Genomic DNA, 13883 nt, shown 5'->3' with positions numbered 1-13883 from the left:
CGCCTTCGACACCCTCAAAGACCAGGACCACGCCCGCGAAGCCGTCATCCGCCTCGAACACGGCCAACCCATCCGCTTCGGCACCGACAACACCAAGGGCGTGCTCCGCGATCCCGCCACCGGAGACCTCCGGGCCGTCACCGTCACCACGGAGAACGAGTCGCGGATCCTGACCCACGACGCCCACGCCACCTCCCCCACCACCGCCTTCGCCCTCTCCCGCCTCGCCGACCCCGACACCCTCCACCACACCCCCATCGGCGTCTTCCGCAGCACCGAACGCCCCGTCTACGACACCCTCATGGCCGACCAGCTCGACACCGCCGTCGACCAGCGCGGCAAGGGTGACCTGGCGGCGCTGCTGGCCGGCTCCGACACCTGGACCGTGGTCGGCTAGGGCGCACGGGCCCCGGCGCACGGCGCGGGCGGCCTCCGGGAGCCCGGATCCCGCTACGGGGTCCGGGCTTCGTCGTAAGCGGCCCGGGCCGCCTGCACCTCGCCGGTACGGCGTTCCGTCCAGCGGGCCAGGGCCCACACCTGCTCGGCGGCCTCCCGGCCGAGGTCCGTCAGGGAGTAGTCCACGTGCGGCGGGATCACGGGGTGCGCGTGGCGCAGTACGAAACCGTCCCGCTCCAGCGTCTGGAGGGTCTGGGCGAGCATCTTCTCGCTGACCCCTCCCACCTCCCGGCGGAGCTCGCTGAACCGGTAGGAGCGCTCCACCAGGGCGGCGAGGACCAGCACGCCCCAGCGGCTGGTCACGTGCTCCAGGATCCCCCGCGACGGGCACATGGGGGCCTTCACGGTCACGGGCTGCACACTTACGTCCATACCAGTACCTTACTTTGAAGTGGGTACTTACGGATAGTTAGCGCTCTCCATACGCTGGTGCTGTCTCCGCGAACGAACGCGGGGAACCCACCGCACCAGGAGCGCATCATGAGCATCGTCGTCACCGGAGCCACCGGAGCCCTCGGCCGCCTCGTCGTCGGAGAACTGCTGGAGCAGGTCCCCGCCGGCGAGCTGGCCGTGGTCGTGCGCAGCGCGGATAAGGCCGCCGACCTGGCCGCGCGCGGCATCGACGTACGGATCGCCGACTACGACGACCCGGCCGCGCTGGCCGGCGCCTTCCGGGCCGGCGACCGGGTCCTGCTGATCTCCGGCAGCGAGGTCGGGCGGCGGATCCCGCAGCACACCGCCGTGATCGCGGCCGCGAAGGCGGCCGGGGTGGCCCAGCTGGCCTACACCGGCATCCTCGGCGGGCCCGAGGCCGACTTCGAGCTGGCGGCCGAGCACCGGGCCACGGAGCAGGCGATCCTCGACTCCGGGCTGCCGTACACCTTCCTGCGCAACGGCTGGTACCACGAGAACTACACCGCCCAGCTCCCCGCCGTCCTGGAGCACGGCGCGGTCGTCGCCAGCGCGGGCGAAGGCCGGATCGCCTCGGCGGCGCGGGCGGACTACGCGGCCGCCGCGGCGGCGGTACTGACCGGCGAGGGCCACCTGAACCAGGCCTACGAGCTGTCGGGCGACACCGCCTGGAGCCTGGCCGAGTACGCCGGCGAGGTGGCCCGGCAGTCCGGCCGCGAGATCTCGTACGCCGCCGTGCCGGCCGACGCGCACCTGACCGTGCTGACCGGCGCCGGGGTGCCCGAGCCCTTCGCGGCGATCCTCGTGGACGTGGACGCGGCGATCTCGCGCGGCCGGCTGGCCGGGACGAGCGGCGACCTGTCGCGCCTGATCGGGCGGCCGACGACGCCGGTGGCCGCGGCCATCGCCGCCGCCCTGGCCTGATCACCGGCCGTCCGGCCCCGCGCCCGGCCCGCTCGCCGGCCGTCCGCCCCGGGGGGATGTCATGGCGGGTGCCATGCGGATGTCATGAGTATCTCGTGGGAACGGGCATGACAGCAGCGCCCTGCGGCGCTACGGTCGTGAGGTTGTGAGATTGGCTGGAAGTTGCACTGGAGGTCCCGTGAAGGCGGAGAACGAGCAGCGCACGGGTTTGCTCTACGGATTCGGCGCATACGGAATGTGGGGGCTCGTCCCCCTCTTCTGGCCCCTCCTCAAGCCCTCCGGGGCGATCGAGATCCTCGCCCACCGCATGGTCTGGTCGCTGGCCGCGGTCGGCATCGCGCTCCTCGCGCTGCGCCGCTGGGGGTGGATCGCCGAGATCGTCCGCCAACCGCGCAAGCTCGGGCTGACGGCCCTCGCGGCGGCCGTGATCAGCGTCAACTGGGGCCTGTACATCTGGGCCGTCAACAACGGCCAGGTCGTCGAGGCCAGCCTCGGCTACTTCATCAACCCGCTGGTCACCATCGCCATCGGCGTCCTGGTGCTGGGCGAGCGGCTGCGCCGGGCCCAGTGGGCGGCCGTGGGGATCGGCTTCGCCGCCGTGCTGGTGCTGTCCGTCGGCTACGGCCGGCTGCCGTGGATCTCGCTCACGCTGGCCTTCTCCTTCGCCGCCTACGGGCTGATCAAGAAGAAGCTCGACATGGGCGGGCTGGAGTCGCTGGCCGCCGAGACGGCCCTGCAGTTCCTGCCGGCCCTGGGCTACCTGCTGTGGCTGGGGGTCCAGGGGCAGTCCACCTTCACCTCACACGGGCTGGGACATGCGGCGCTGCTCGCCGCGACGGGGCTGGTCACGGCGATCCCGCTGGTCTGCTTCGGGGCGGCCGCGATCCGGGTGCCGCTCTCCACGCTGGGGCTGCTCCAGTACCTGGCGCCGGTGTTCCAGTTCGGGCTCGGCGTCCTCTACTTCCACGAGGCGATGCCGCCGGAGCGGTGGGCCGGCTTCTCCCTGGTCTGGGGCGCGCTGGCGCTGCTGACCTGGGACGCGCTGCGGACCGCCCGGCGCTCGCGGGCCCTGCTGGCCGAAGCCTCCGTCGCGGCGGCGGCCGGAGCCGTCGCCGCGGCCGTGGCCGGAGGGGGTGCCGGACCGGTTCCGGTACCGCCCGGAACAGGACCGGCTCCGAGCCGCGATCCCGCGTAGCCGCGCGCGGGTGCGCGCATCCGCTGCACGCGCCCCGATACACCACACGGTCCCCGGTACGGAACATCCGTACCGGGGATCGTCCGTTTTCCGAACTACCCTGACCGGATTGTGGTCTTGACGGATAGTCACGCTCTCACTGAACATCAGGCTCGCACTGACGCACCAATGCTCACCTGCACGATTCCCGCACGTTCCGTCTCATCCCCAACGGATCATCCCAACGGAATCCCGGAGCCCCCACATGAGCCTGTCCGTCTCCCGGCGTCTTGCCGCCGCGACCGCCCTCGCGGTCGCGGGGCTGCTGGCCGCCACCTCTCCCGCCGCGCTCGCCGCGCCCACGGCCGTGACCGCGGCGCCGACGCCGCCCGACATCCCGCTGGCCAACGTCAAGGCCCACCTGACGCAGCTCCAGACCATCGCCACCAACAACGGCGGCAACCGCGCCCACGGCCGGGCCGGGTACAAGGCCTCGATCGACTACGTGAAGGCCAAGCTGGACGCGGCGGGCTTCACCACCAGCGTGCAGACCTTCACCTCCAGCGGCGCCACCGGCTACAACCTGATCGCCGACTGGCCGGGCGGTGACCCCAACTCGGTCCTCATGGCCGGCTCGCACCTGGACTCGGTGAGCTCGGGCGCGGGCATCAACGACAACGGCTCCGGCTCGGCGGCCGTCCTGGAGGCCGCGCTCGCGGTGTCCCGCGCCAACCTCCAGCCGACGAAGCACCTGCGCTTCGGCTGGTGGGGCGCGGAGGAACTGGGCCTGGTCGGCTCGAAGTACTACGTCAACAGCCTGCCGGCGACGGAGCGGGCGAAGTTCTCCGGCTACCTGAACTTCGACATGATCGGCTCGCCGAACCCGGGCTACTTCGTCTACGACGACGACCCGACGATCGAGCAGACCTTCAAGAACTACTTCACGGGCCTCGGCGTCCCCACCGAGATCGAGACCGAGGGCGACGGCCGCTCCGACCACGCGTCCTTCAAGAACGTGGGGATACCCGTCGGCGGTCTGTTCACGGGCGCCAGCAACACCAAGACCTCGGCCCAGGCCCAGAAGTGGGGCGGCACCGCCGGCCAGGCCTTCGACCGCTGCTACCACTCGTCCTGCGACACCACGTCGAACATCAACGACACCGCCCTGGACCGCAACTCCGACGCCATCGCCCACGCGATCTGGAACCTCGGCGCGGCCACCCCGGTCCCGCCGGGCCCGTCCTTCGAGAACACCGCCGACGTGACCATCCCCGACTCCCCGGCCGCCGCGGTGACCTCGCCGATCACGGTCTCGGGCGTGGCGGGCAACGCGCCGGCCACCACCAAGGTCGACGTGAACATCGTCCACACCTACCGCGGTGACCTGGTGATCGACCTGATCGCCCCGGACGGCACGGCGTACCGGCTGAAGAACTCCAGCTCGGACTCCGCCGACAACCTGGTCGCCAGCTACACGGTGAACGCCTCCGCCGAGGTCGCCAACGGCGTGTGGAAGCTCCAGGTCAAGGACGTGGCCGCGCAGGACGTGGGCTACATCAACAGCTGGAAGATCACCTTCTGACGGCACCCCTTCCGGGCCCGGTCCGGATCTCCGGGCCCCGGCGTGATCCGACGCGATCACGCCGGGGCCCGTCGCGTACGACGGGACACCGCCGGCGCCGCGCGTCCTGCGACGCCGGCAGTGCTACGCGTCCTCCGACGCCGGCCGCGTCGACGCGGACAGGGGCTCCTGGATGCGGGCGCGCAGCTCCTGGGCGACCGCGGTCACGTCCGCGCGGCCCAGCTTCGCGGCCTCCACCAGGTCGCCGAGCTCCTCGGGCGTGGGCAGCTGCTTCGCGCCGGCCACCCGCAGGTACGAGCGGGTCGCGGCGGCCGCGTAGAACTCGTTCATCGGGGATTCCAGCGCGGGGCAGACGGCGAGCGTGTGCAGGAAGGCCGCGGCCCGCCAGGCGGTGTCGGGGGCGGGCTGCTCCGGGACCATGACCAGGTCGTTCTGGTGCCGGGCGACTGCGGCGGCCACCCCGGAGGGGTCCCACACGGCGGGGTCCGACGGCAGATGGTGGGCCAGCGCGGTCCAGGCCCACTCCATGGTGATCTTCAATTGCCGAACCGCTCCTGGAAGTAGCCCCAGTGGTCGGCGAACTCCTCTATGCCGGTGAGGAACGTCTTGCGGTCCTCGTCGAGTTCGCGTTCCGTGACCTCGGTGATGAGCGCGGTGACCGTCGTCCCCAGCGCCGCCGCGCGCGCCTTGAGGCGTTCGTGGAACTCTTCGTCCAGGCGGATGGTGACGTGTCTCGACATGTCCATCACGGTACAGCGGCAGCGCTGTACGGAGGAGGGGAACGGCACAAGGGTGGCCGGGGACACAGGTCCCCGGCCACCCCGGCGGTACTGCGGTTACTTGGCGGAGTCGGCCGTCCTGACGAGCTGGTCCTTGGTGACCGCGCCGACGTAGACCTTGCCGTCGTCCGTGATCAGGGCGTTGACCAGGCGGGTGGAGAAGACCCGGCCCTCGCCGAACTTCCCGGAGACCTTGTCGCCGAGGGAGTTCAGGAACTGCTTGGCCTCCTTCGGCGCGTTCTTGTCGTTCTCCAGGTCCTTGAGGGACCGGCCGGCGCCCGTGTCGATCCGCGCCACCGTGGACCAGCCCTCGCCGAGGACCTTCACCTCGCCCTTGCCGTCCGCCCCGGCGGCCAGGTCACCGAGGCCGGGGAAGGATTCCAGCGCCTTGAGCGGCTTGTCCTCCTTCTGCCCCTTGCCGTGCTCGCCGCCCTCCGTCACCTTGGCGCCCTTCGGCGGGGTGAAGGCGAAGGCGTCCGCGGCCGGCTTGGCGAAGTCAACCTGGGTGAAGCCCGCGTCCACGATCGGCTTGCCGCCCTGGCTGGACAGCAGCTGGATGCGCAGCGGTACGCCGTTGCGGGCGTCGACCGCGATCCGCACCGAGCCGACGGTGGAGCCGCTCTGCTTGGGCGTGAGGACCAGCTGGTAGGCGTCGCGCCCGGCGACCTGCGCGGTCTCGCCCACGCTGATGTCGGTGGTGGGGCCGGCGGCCTTGAGGACCTCCTGGGCCAGCTCCTGCGGCGAGGCCGGGAGGCGGTCGGCGGTCTTGCCGTGGCCCGGGCGGGCGTCCTGGCCGTCCTTGTCGTGGAAGACCTCGTTGGACTTGGAGTCGTATCCCCAGACGTCCTTGCCGTTGTGGACGAGGGTGTACTCGTCCTTGCCGTCCAGGAAGGTCAGCTTCTGGCGGTCGGGGCCGTCGGCCGCGACGCGGAAGGTGTGCGTGCCGTTGGCCAGCTGCGCGATCTTCTCCTCGGGGTCGGCCGAGCCGCCCGCGACCCCGCCGCCGCCCAGCAGGCCGGAGGCGAACTGGGGAAGGCCGAGGTCGGTGGAGATCTTCGCGGTGCCGGAGAGCTGCTGCGCGTCGGAGGCCGCGACCTTCTCGATCAGCTGCTGCGCCGTCACCTTGGGCAGGTCGGGACCCCCGGCGTTGGCGAAGGCCGGGACCATCGCGACGGTTGCCGCCGCGACACCCGCCACGGCGACCGGTACGGCGTACCGGGCGGCCTTGCGCGAGGTCTTCGTGTTCGCTGCCATCTGAGTGCCCTGCCCTCTGTGTCTACGGCGGCGGCCCCCGTGGCGCCGCACTCACCCGTTCCGGTGGGATTCGATGTCTCCATCTGACCAAATCGGCGGACTCGGGGCGTCAGTCCCCGGAATCAACTCCGTGTACGACCGTGGGATGACACGGGAAGGGCCCCCGCTCCCCGGACCCGTAGGGGTCGCGGGGCGCGGGGGCCCTTCCGCCGCGGAGGGGGGCGGAGGTCAGCCGGCGCGGTGGACCACCGCGTCGCACAGCTCCTCCAGCGCCGACTTCGCGAAGCACTCCGGCAGCGGGGCGAGCGTGGCGCGCGCGTCCTCCGCGTACTGGACGGTGTCGCGGCGGGCCTGCTCCAGCGCGGGGTGCACCCGCAGCCGGGAGAGGACCTCGGCGTGCCGGGCGTCGTCCGTGAGGTCCCCGTCCAGCAGGGCCACGAGCTCCAGGTCCTCGGGGCGACGGTCCCGCGCGGCCGTCTCGCGCAGCCGCAGCACGGGCAGGGTCGGGATGCCCTCGCGCAGGTCGGTGCCCGGGGTCTTGCCGGACTCGTGCGAGTCGGAGGCGATGTCGAGGACGTCGTCCGCGAGCTGGAAGGCGGTGCCGAGGCGCTCGCCGTACTGGGTCAGGATGTCGACGACGGACTCGTCGGCGCCGGACATGAGCGCGCCGAAGCGGCCGGAGACGGCGATCAGCGAGCCGGTCTTGCCGGCGATGACGTCCAGGTAGTGCGCGACGGGGTCGCGGCCGTCGCGCGGACCGGCCGTCTCCAGGATCTGGCCCGTGACGAGCCGCTCGAAGGCCTCGGCCTGGATGCGCACGGCCTCCGGCCCGAGGTCCGCGAGGATGTGCGAGGCGCGGGCGAAGAGGAAGTCACCCGTCAGGACCGCGACGGAGTTGCCCCAGCGGGCGTTGGCGCTCTCCACCCCACGGCGTACGTCCGCCTCGTCCATGACGTCGTCGTGGTAGAGCGTCGCCAGGTGGGTGAGCTCCACGACCACGGCGGACGGCACGATGCCGGGCGCGTAGGGGTCGCCGAAGCGGGAGGCCAGCATCACCAGCAGCGGCCTGAACCGCTTGCCCCCGGCGCGCACCAGATGCTGCGCGGCCTCGGTGATGAAGGGGACTTCGCTCTTGGTGGCCTCCAGCAGACCCGCCTCGACGGCGGCCAGTCCGGCCTGGACATCGGTCTCAAGAGCCTGGTCCCGCACGCTCAGTCCGAACGGCCCGACGACGGTCACGAGGGGTACTCCTGTCTGCTGACGATCACGCTGACGATCACCTGGATTGTCGATGTGTCGCTGCCATCACTCAAGCCAGCGTATCCGGTCTGTTTTCGATCACCGAGAGCGCCTGTCCGGTTGCCGCACACGCGCAGTCCGATCCATCCCGGTATGTTCGGTGAGAGCCGAAACAACCGGAGAACACGTTTTGTCCAGAACTGTCACCGATAGGGGCGGGCCCGGGGCCGGAAGCACCGGGGCCTTCGCCCGCCCGCCGGCCGCGGCCGCCCGACGGGTCGCCGACGGGTGCCGCGGTTCCGCCGCGCCCGCCACCCCCCTGGCGCGTATCGGCCGGTTGACGACGGCCCGTTCGGCCCCGTCCGCCGAGGGGCCGGTGAGGGAAAACCGATGATCATCCGTACCGACTTCCCGTACGCCACCGCCCACGAGGATGTCCGGATCCCGATGCCGGACGGGGTCGGGCTCCACGCCCGCGTCTGGCGCCCCGTGACGGACGAACCCGTGCCCGCCCTGCTGGAGTACCTCCCCGACCGGCTGACCGACTGCACCGCGCCCCGCGACCGCCAGCGCCACCCCTGGTACGCCGGGCACGGCTACGCCTCCGTACGGGTGGACGTACGCGGCCACGGGTGCAGCGGGGGCCGCTCCGGCGGCGCGCACGACGCGCTCGAAATCGCCGACGGGGCCGCGGTGGTGGAGTGGCTGGCCGCGCGGCCGTGGTGCACGGGAGCGGTGGGGATGATCGGCATCTCCCGGGGCGGCCGCGACGCCCTGCGGATCGCCGCCCTGGCGCCGGAGGCGCTGAAGGCCGTCGTCACCGTCTGCTCGACGGACGACCCCTACGACAACGACGCCTGCTACACGGGCGGGTCGGTACTGGCCGCGGGCATGCACGCCCGGTCCGCCATGGCGCTGGCCCTCGCCGCCCGCCCGCCCGACCCGCGCCACGCCGGCGACGGCTGGCGGGAGCAGTGGCTGGACCGGCTGGAGGGCGTGGAACCGCCGGTCCACACCTGGCTCTCGCACCAGACCCGCGACGCCTACTGGCGCCACGGCGGCGTCCGCGAGGAGTACGCGGCGATCGGCGCGGCGGTCCTCGCCGTGGGCGGCTGGCACGACCCCCACCGGGACGCGGTGCTGCGGCTCGTCTCCCACCTGCCCGCCTCCCGGGTGCGGGGCCTGATCGGGCCCTGGTCGCACCAGTACCCGGACCGGGAGCTGCCGCCGGGACCGGCCATCGGCTTCCTCCAGGAGACCCTGCGCTGGTGGGACCACTGGCTGAAGGGCGCCGACAACGGGGTGCTGGACGAACCGCTGCTGCGCGCGTGGATCAGCGGCTCGCACCCGCCGGCCACCGTGTACGACCGGCTGCCGGGCCGCTGGGCCGGCGAGAAGGCGTGGCCGTCGCCCTCGGTCGTGCCCGTCTCGTACGGGCTCCAGGGCCCGCCGGTGACGGTGGCCTCGCCGCAGCACACCGGGCTCGACGCCGGGCGCTACCGCCCCGTCGGCGACGACGCCGACCTGCCGCCGGACCAGCGGGAGGAGGACGCGAAGTCCGCCTGCTTCGAGTTCCCCGTGCCCGTGGACACGGGCGAGCCGGTGGAGGTCCTGGGGCGGCCGTCGGTGACGCTGCGGCTGCGGATGGACGTCCCGTACGGACAGGTCGTGGCGCGGCTGTGCGACGTCGCCCCCGACGGGGCGTCGACACTGGTCACGCGGGGGGCGCTGAACCTGTCGGCGCGGTACGGGGCGGACCGGGCGGCGCCGTGGCGGGCGGGCGCGTACGAGGACGTCACCTTCGAGCTCAACGGCATCGGCCACTCCTTCCCGCCGGGGCACCGGATCCGGCTCGCGGTGTCCTCCGCGTACTGGCCGTGGATCTGGCCGCGGGCCGGCTCGGAGGCGGGCTGGACCCTGGACCCCGCGGGCAGCACGCTGGAACTCCCGGTCCGCGCCGCCTCCTCCCTGGACGCGGGCATCGCCTTCGAGCCGCCGGAACAGGCCGAGCCGCTGGGGGTGGTCCACCCGGAGACGCTGGACGCGCCGCGCCCCGAGCGGGTGGCCGTACGCGACGTCGCGCGCGGGGTGTGGCGGCTGGAGGTGGACCCCCGGCACGGGGGGACGCGGGTGTACCCGGACGGGCTGGAGTACGAGGAGGAGGCGACGGAGGTGTACGAGATCCAGCAGGCCGACGCGCTGTCCGCCCGCACCCGCTCGGACTGGCGGATCCGGTTGCACCGCCCGGAGGACGGGTGGGACGCGCGGGTGGAGACCCGGTCGGAGATCTCGTGCGACGAGGGCGGCTTCCTCACGTCGGACGAGGTCGTCTGCCGTGAGGGCGAGGAGGTCGTCTTCCACCGCACGTGGGAACGCCGCCTGCCGCGCGCGGCGGGCTGAGCCGCGTCACGAGCGGAACAGCCGCTCCAGCACCACCGCGATGCCGTCCGCCTCGTTCGACAGGGTCACCTCGTCGGCGACGGCCACCAGCTCCCGGTGGGCGTTCGCCATCGCCACCCCGTGCGCGGCCCACGCGAACATCGGGATGTCGTTCGGCATGTCGCCGAAGGCGATCGTCGATTCCGCCGCGGCTTCCAGCACCGACGCCGCCCGCGCGAGCCCGCTGGCCTTGTCGACGCCCGGCGGCTGGAGTTCCACCGTGTGCTCCCCCGCCATCGTGACGTTCACCAGGTCACCGACCACCGACCGCGCCACCCGCGTCAGTTCGTCGTCGTCCAGCCGGGGATGCTGGAGCAGCACCTTGTTGATCGGCGACGACCACAGCTCGCCCCGCCCGCGCACCCGCACCATCGGGAGGTGCGGGTGCGGCATCCGGTAGCCCGGCCCCACCAGCATCTCCGCGTCCAGCCCCTCCTGGTTGACGGCCACGTACACCTCGCCGATCTCCGCCTCGATCTTGCCGAGGGCCACCTCGGCCAGGCCCCGGTCCATCGCGACGGAGTGCAGCAGGATTCCGCGCGCCGCGTCGTACACCTGCGCACCCTGCCCGCACACCGCGAGCCCCGTGTAGCCGAGGTCGTCGAGGACGTGCCGGATCTGTGGGACGGGGCGGCCGGTGACGACGATGTGCCGGGCACCGGCCGCGCGCGCCGTCGCGAGCGCCGTGCAGGAGCGGGCGGAGACGGTGTCACCGGCGCGCAGCAGAGTCCCGTCCAGGTCGGTGGCGATCAAGGCATAGGGGAGGGCGGAAGTCACCCCGCCAAGGATACGGACCCCCTTGGACAAGTCCTACAAATAGCGCCCGAATCCGGCCTCCCACAGACCCCACGCGCCACGTAACGTGTCAGCCAGCCCCCGGGACACCCCCGGCCCCCCTCGAAAGCGAGGCAGCACCCCATGCCCCAGCAGAGCCCCCTCGACGTCCCCGAGGGCGACCCGTTCGGGCCGCACAACCTCCCCTACGGCGTGTTCTCCACCCCGGCGGAGCCGGAGCGCCGCCGCGTCGGCGTGCGCCTCGGCGGGTACGTGCTCGACGCGGGGGCGGTGGCCGTCGCCCTCGGGTCCCCGTACGGCGGGCTGCTCGCCCAGGATTCGCTCAACCCGCTGCTGGCCGCCGGCCGGACCGCCTGGCGCGACGTGCGCCGCGCGCTGACCGCGTGGGTCACCGACCCCGGGCACCGTGGGACGGTCGAGCCGCACCTGCTGCCGCTGGACGCGGTCACCCTGCACCTGCCGTACGAGGTCGCCGACTACGTCGACTTCTACGCGAGCGAGCACCACGCCACCAACGTCGGACGGATCTTCCGCCCGGACGGGGACGCGCTCACCCCCAACTGGAAGCACCTGCCCATCGGTTACCACGGCCGGTCGGGCACGATCGTGGTCTCCGGCACCGATGTGGTGCGGCCGTCGGGGCAGCGCAAGGCACCCGCCGACCCGGCGCCGGTCTTCGGGCCGTCCGTGAAGCTCGACATCGAGGCCGAGGTCGGCTTCGTCGTCGGCACCCCCTCGGAAATGGGCCGTCCGGTCGCGCTCGGCGACTTCGAGGAACACGTCTTCGGGCTGTTCCTCCTCAACGACTGGTCCGCGCGCGACATCCAGGCCTGGGAGTACGTGCCGCTCGGCCCGTTCCTCGGCAAGTCGTTCGCCACCTCCGTCTCCGCCTGGGTGACCCCCCTGGAGGCCCTGGACGCGGCCCGGGTCGCCCCGCCCGCCCGGGACTTCCCGCTGCTGCCCTACCTCGACGACGCCGGCGTCGACCGCCCCGGCGGCTTCGACCTCCGCATCAGCGTCTCCATCAACGGGGAGGAGGTCGCCCGGCCGCCGTTCGCCTCGATGTACTGGACGGCCGCCCAGCAGCTGGCCCACATGACCGTCAACGGCGCCTCGCTGCGCACCGGCGACGTGTACGGCTCCGGCACGGTCAGCGGCCCGGAGCCCGACCAGCGGGGCTCGCTGCTGGAGCTCACCTGGAACGGCCGCGACGCCGTCGAGCTCGCCGACGGCAAGCGCACCTTCCTGGAGGACGGCGACACCGTCACCCTCACCGCGTGGGCCCCCGGCGCCGACGGCACCCGCGTCGGCCTCGGCGAGGTCACCGGCCGCATCACCGCCGCCCGGTAGGACGCACGAGGGGCGGCGGGCCTCCCCCGCCGCCCCAGCCGCCCCGCCGCCCCGCCGCCCCGCCGCCGCCGGTCGGGCGTACCGCCCCGGCGCGCCTACTCCGCCCGCACCGCCCGGGTGGCGGGGGCCGGGAGCCGCGGTGACGCTGCTCGCATGGCCTCTCGTACCGCAAAGCTCGCTCCCCTGGCCCTCGCGGCCACCGCCTCCCTCACGCTCGGCGCCGCCCCCGCCGCCCCCACGGCGACGCCCAACGCCCAACTGGCCGCGACCTACCGGGCCACCGCCAAGTACCACGACCACCGGAAGGCCGTCGCCGCCGGCTACGTCCCCGACCGGTACTGCGTCGTCAACCCGGGCGAAGGCGGCGGGGCCCTCGGCTACCCGCACTTCAACCACGCCTACGACGGCTCCACCGACCCCGCGAAGCCCACGGCCCTGCTCTACGAGGGCGACGGCGCGGGGCGCTGGCGGCTCGCCGGCCTCGAATGGATGGTCGTGGACCGCGACGGCCGCATGGACACCGACGACGACCGCCCCGCCCTTTTCGGGCAGCCCTTCCGCGGCCCGCTCCCCGCCCGGTACGCGGGCCAGAAGGTGCACTACTCGCTGCACCTGTGGCTGTGGAAGAAGAACCCCTCGGGGCGGTTCGAGCCCTTCAACCCGTCGGTCGTCTGCCGGCCCGGCACCACCCGCCCCCGCCCCGCCGTACCCGCCGCCACCCCTTAGCTCCGCGCCGCCCCCCGTTCGGGGGCCCGCCGCGTGCGCGGCCCCCGCCTCCCCGCGATGGTGGACGAAAGCCCTCCGGGACCCCCGACCACCAGGAGCTCCCATGCCCCTACCGCGCACCGCCAAGGCCCTGTTCGCCGCCTCCGCCGCCGCGGCGTCGCTGTTCCTCGCCGCCCTCCCCCCGGCCCAGGCGGTCGAAGGGCCCGCGCCCGACCCCCGCGACAAGCAGGCGATGCGCGACATGGCCACGGCGATCGCGGCGACCGCGAAGTACGTGGACGAGCGGGCGGCCCTCAGGGACGGCTACGTCCCGCACGGCCAGGAGTGCATGACCAACCCGTTCGGCGTCGGCACCATGGGCTACCACTACGTCAAGCAGGCCAACTGGGGCTCCACGGACCCCGCCAGGCCGACCGCGCTCCTCTACAGCACCGAGAAGGACCGGCACGGGCGCCGCAAGCTCCAGACGGTGGAGTGGATGTCCACCGACCGGGACCAGGACCTCAAGACCACCGACGACCGGCCCCGCATGTTCGGGCTGCCCTTCGACGGCCCCATGCCCGGCCACTGGCCGGGCATGCCCAAGCACTACGACCTCCACATGTGGGCGTACGAGAAGAACCCCGCCGGCCGCTTCCACAACTGGAATCCCGGCCTGAGCTGCCCCCCGAAGAAGCCCGCCGCGGGAACCACCCCGCCGGCCCCCGGTCACGGCCACGGGCACTAGGCACGGGCACGGGGCACCGGAACGGCG

General features: G+C 73.1%; 13 protein-coding genes and 1 pseudogene. 8 read left to right on the top strand and 6 right to left on the bottom strand.

The genetic code is table 11. From position 1 onward, the window contains the following. Window positions 1-397, top strand: a pseudogene (locus ACZ51S_RS29190) (2-oxoacid:ferredoxin oxidoreductase subunit beta); the annotation flags it as partial. Between the two features lie 53 nt (window positions 398-450). Here the strand turns inward: ACZ51S_RS29190 and ACZ51S_RS29185 are convergent. Next, complete coding sequence (locus tag ACZ51S_RS29185; RefSeq protein WP_388943295.1) at window positions 451-828, bottom strand: winged helix-turn-helix transcriptional regulator; 378 nt, start codon at window positions 826-828, stop codon at window positions 451-453. Between the two features lie 108 nt (window positions 829-936). Here ACZ51S_RS29185 and ACZ51S_RS29180 point away from each other — a divergent pair, with 108 nt between their 5' ends. From ACZ51S_RS29180 to ACZ51S_RS29170, 3 genes are all read left to right on the top strand, one after another. Next, the gene (locus tag ACZ51S_RS29180; RefSeq protein WP_468477038.1) at window positions 937-1791 is read left to right on the top strand and encodes an NAD(P)H-binding protein; all 855 of its coding nucleotides are present in this window, start codon (window positions 937-939) and stop codon (window positions 1789-1791) included. Window positions 1792-1969: 178 nt separating this feature from the next. Then, window positions 1970-2986, top strand: a complete 1017-nt coding sequence (gene rarD, locus ACZ51S_RS29175) for an EamA family transporter RarD (protein ID WP_468962443.1) — start codon at window positions 1970-1972, stop codon at window positions 2984-2986. 244 nt (window positions 2987-3230) lie between these two features. Further along, window positions 3231-4547, top strand: coding sequence for a M28 family metallopeptidase (locus ACZ51S_RS29170; protein WP_468477040.1), 1317 nt, complete (start codon window positions 3231-3233; stop codon window positions 4545-4547). A gap of 123 nt (window positions 4548-4670) precedes the next feature. Here the strand turns inward: ACZ51S_RS29170 and ACZ51S_RS29165 are convergent, their stop codons facing one another. The 4 genes from ACZ51S_RS29165 to ACZ51S_RS29150 all read right to left on the bottom strand — a co-directional run bounded on the left by ACZ51S_RS29165 (window position 4671) and on the right by ACZ51S_RS29150 (window position 7819). Next, window positions 4671-5087: a hypothetical protein gene (locus ACZ51S_RS29165; protein WP_388943284.1), complete on the bottom strand. Its 417-nt coding sequence runs from the start codon at window positions 5085-5087 to the stop codon at window positions 4671-4673. Continuing rightward, a complete protein-coding gene (locus ACZ51S_RS29160; RefSeq protein ID WP_361608417.1) occupies window positions 5084-5287 on the bottom strand; it encodes a hypothetical protein in 204 nt (67 codons plus the stop codon). Before ACZ51S_RS29160 ends, ACZ51S_RS29165 begins: the two co-directional genes overlap by 4 nt. 96 nt (window positions 5288-5383) lie before the next feature. After that, window positions 5384-6580: a LolA family protein gene (locus ACZ51S_RS29155; RefSeq protein WP_468477041.1), complete on the bottom strand. Its 1197-nt coding sequence runs from the start codon at window positions 6578-6580 to the stop codon at window positions 5384-5386. Between the two features lie 228 nt (window positions 6581-6808). Next, window positions 6809-7819, bottom strand: a complete 1011-nt coding sequence (locus ACZ51S_RS29150; RefSeq protein WP_388943278.1) for a polyprenyl synthetase family protein — start codon at window positions 7817-7819, stop codon at window positions 6809-6811. Window positions 7820-8209: 390 nt separating this feature from the next. On the opposite strand from ACZ51S_RS29150, the gene ACZ51S_RS29145 reads away from it, so the two are divergent. After that, entirely contained in the window at window positions 8210-10219 is a 2010-nt protein-coding gene (locus tag ACZ51S_RS29145) for a CocE/NonD family hydrolase (RefSeq protein WP_468962441.1), read from the top strand. 6 nt (window positions 10220-10225) lie between these two features. On the opposite strand, the gene ACZ51S_RS29140 is transcribed toward ACZ51S_RS29145, so the two are convergent. After that, the gene (locus ACZ51S_RS29140; protein WP_468699878.1) at window positions 10226-11035 is read right to left on the bottom strand and encodes a Cof-type HAD-IIB family hydrolase; all 810 of its coding nucleotides are present in this window, start codon (window positions 11033-11035) and stop codon (window positions 10226-10228) included. 141 nt (window positions 11036-11176) lie between these two features. Here ACZ51S_RS29140 and fahA point away from each other — a divergent pair, with 141 nt between their 5' ends. The 3 genes from fahA (at window position 11177) to ACZ51S_RS29125 (ending at window position 13856) form a co-directional block, all read left to right on the top strand. Then, on the top strand, window positions 11177-12403 hold the full coding sequence (gene fahA / locus ACZ51S_RS29135) for a fumarylacetoacetase (protein WP_468803667.1): 1227 nt from the start codon (window positions 11177-11179) through the stop codon (window positions 12401-12403). Between the two features lie 153 nt (window positions 12404-12556). Next, window positions 12557-13129, top strand: a complete 573-nt coding sequence (locus tag ACZ51S_RS29130) for a hypothetical protein (protein WP_468477046.1) — start codon at window positions 12557-12559, stop codon at window positions 13127-13129. Window positions 13130-13232: 103 nt separating this feature from the next. Next, window positions 13233-13856 carry a hypothetical protein gene (locus ACZ51S_RS29125; protein WP_468477047.1) on the top strand — a complete coding sequence of 208 codons (624 nt, stop codon included), beginning with the start codon at window positions 13233-13235 and terminating at the stop codon, window positions 13854-13856. Window positions 13857-13883 lie beyond the last annotated feature (27 nt).

The sequence above is a fragment of the Streptomyces sp. NPDC034043 genome (genome assembly GCF_055575675.1).
The sequence above is the reverse complement of the archived record's forward strand: the minus strand, read 5'-3'. Positions and strand labels throughout refer to the sequence as shown.

Excerpts from the sequence above, each read along its gene's own strand:
- ACZ51S_RS29180 (WP_468477038.1), top strand. The coding sequence starts at position 937 with ATGAGCATCGTCGTCACCGGAGCCACCGGAGCCCTCGGCCGCCTCGTC.
- ACZ51S_RS29185 (WP_388943295.1), bottom strand. The coding sequence starts at position 828 with ATGGACGTAAGTGTGCAGCCCGTGACCGTGAAGGCCCCCATGTGCCCG.
- ACZ51S_RS29145 (WP_468962441.1), top strand. The coding sequence starts at position 8,210 with ATGATCATCCGTACCGACTTCCCGTACGCCACCGCCCACGAGGATGTC.
- ACZ51S_RS29130 (WP_468477046.1), top strand. The coding sequence starts at position 12,557 with ATGGCCTCTCGTACCGCAAAGCTCGCTCCCCTGGCCCTCGCGGCCACC.
- ACZ51S_RS29125 (WP_468477047.1), top strand. The coding sequence starts at position 13,233 with ATGCCCCTACCGCGCACCGCCAAGGCCCTGTTCGCCGCCTCCGCCGCC.
- ACZ51S_RS29170 (WP_468477040.1), top strand. The coding sequence starts at position 3,231 with ATGAGCCTGTCCGTCTCCCGGCGTCTTGCCGCCGCGACCGCCCTCGCG.
- ACZ51S_RS29160 (WP_361608417.1), bottom strand. The coding sequence starts at position 5,287 with ATGTCGAGACACGTCACCATCCGCCTGGACGAAGAGTTCCACGAACGC.
- fahA (WP_468803667.1), top strand. The coding sequence starts at position 11,177 with ATGCCCCAGCAGAGCCCCCTCGACGTCCCCGAGGGCGACCCGTTCGGG.
- ACZ51S_RS29155 (WP_468477041.1), bottom strand. The coding sequence starts at position 6,580 with ATGGCAGCGAACACGAAGACCTCGCGCAAGGCCGCCCGGTACGCCGTA.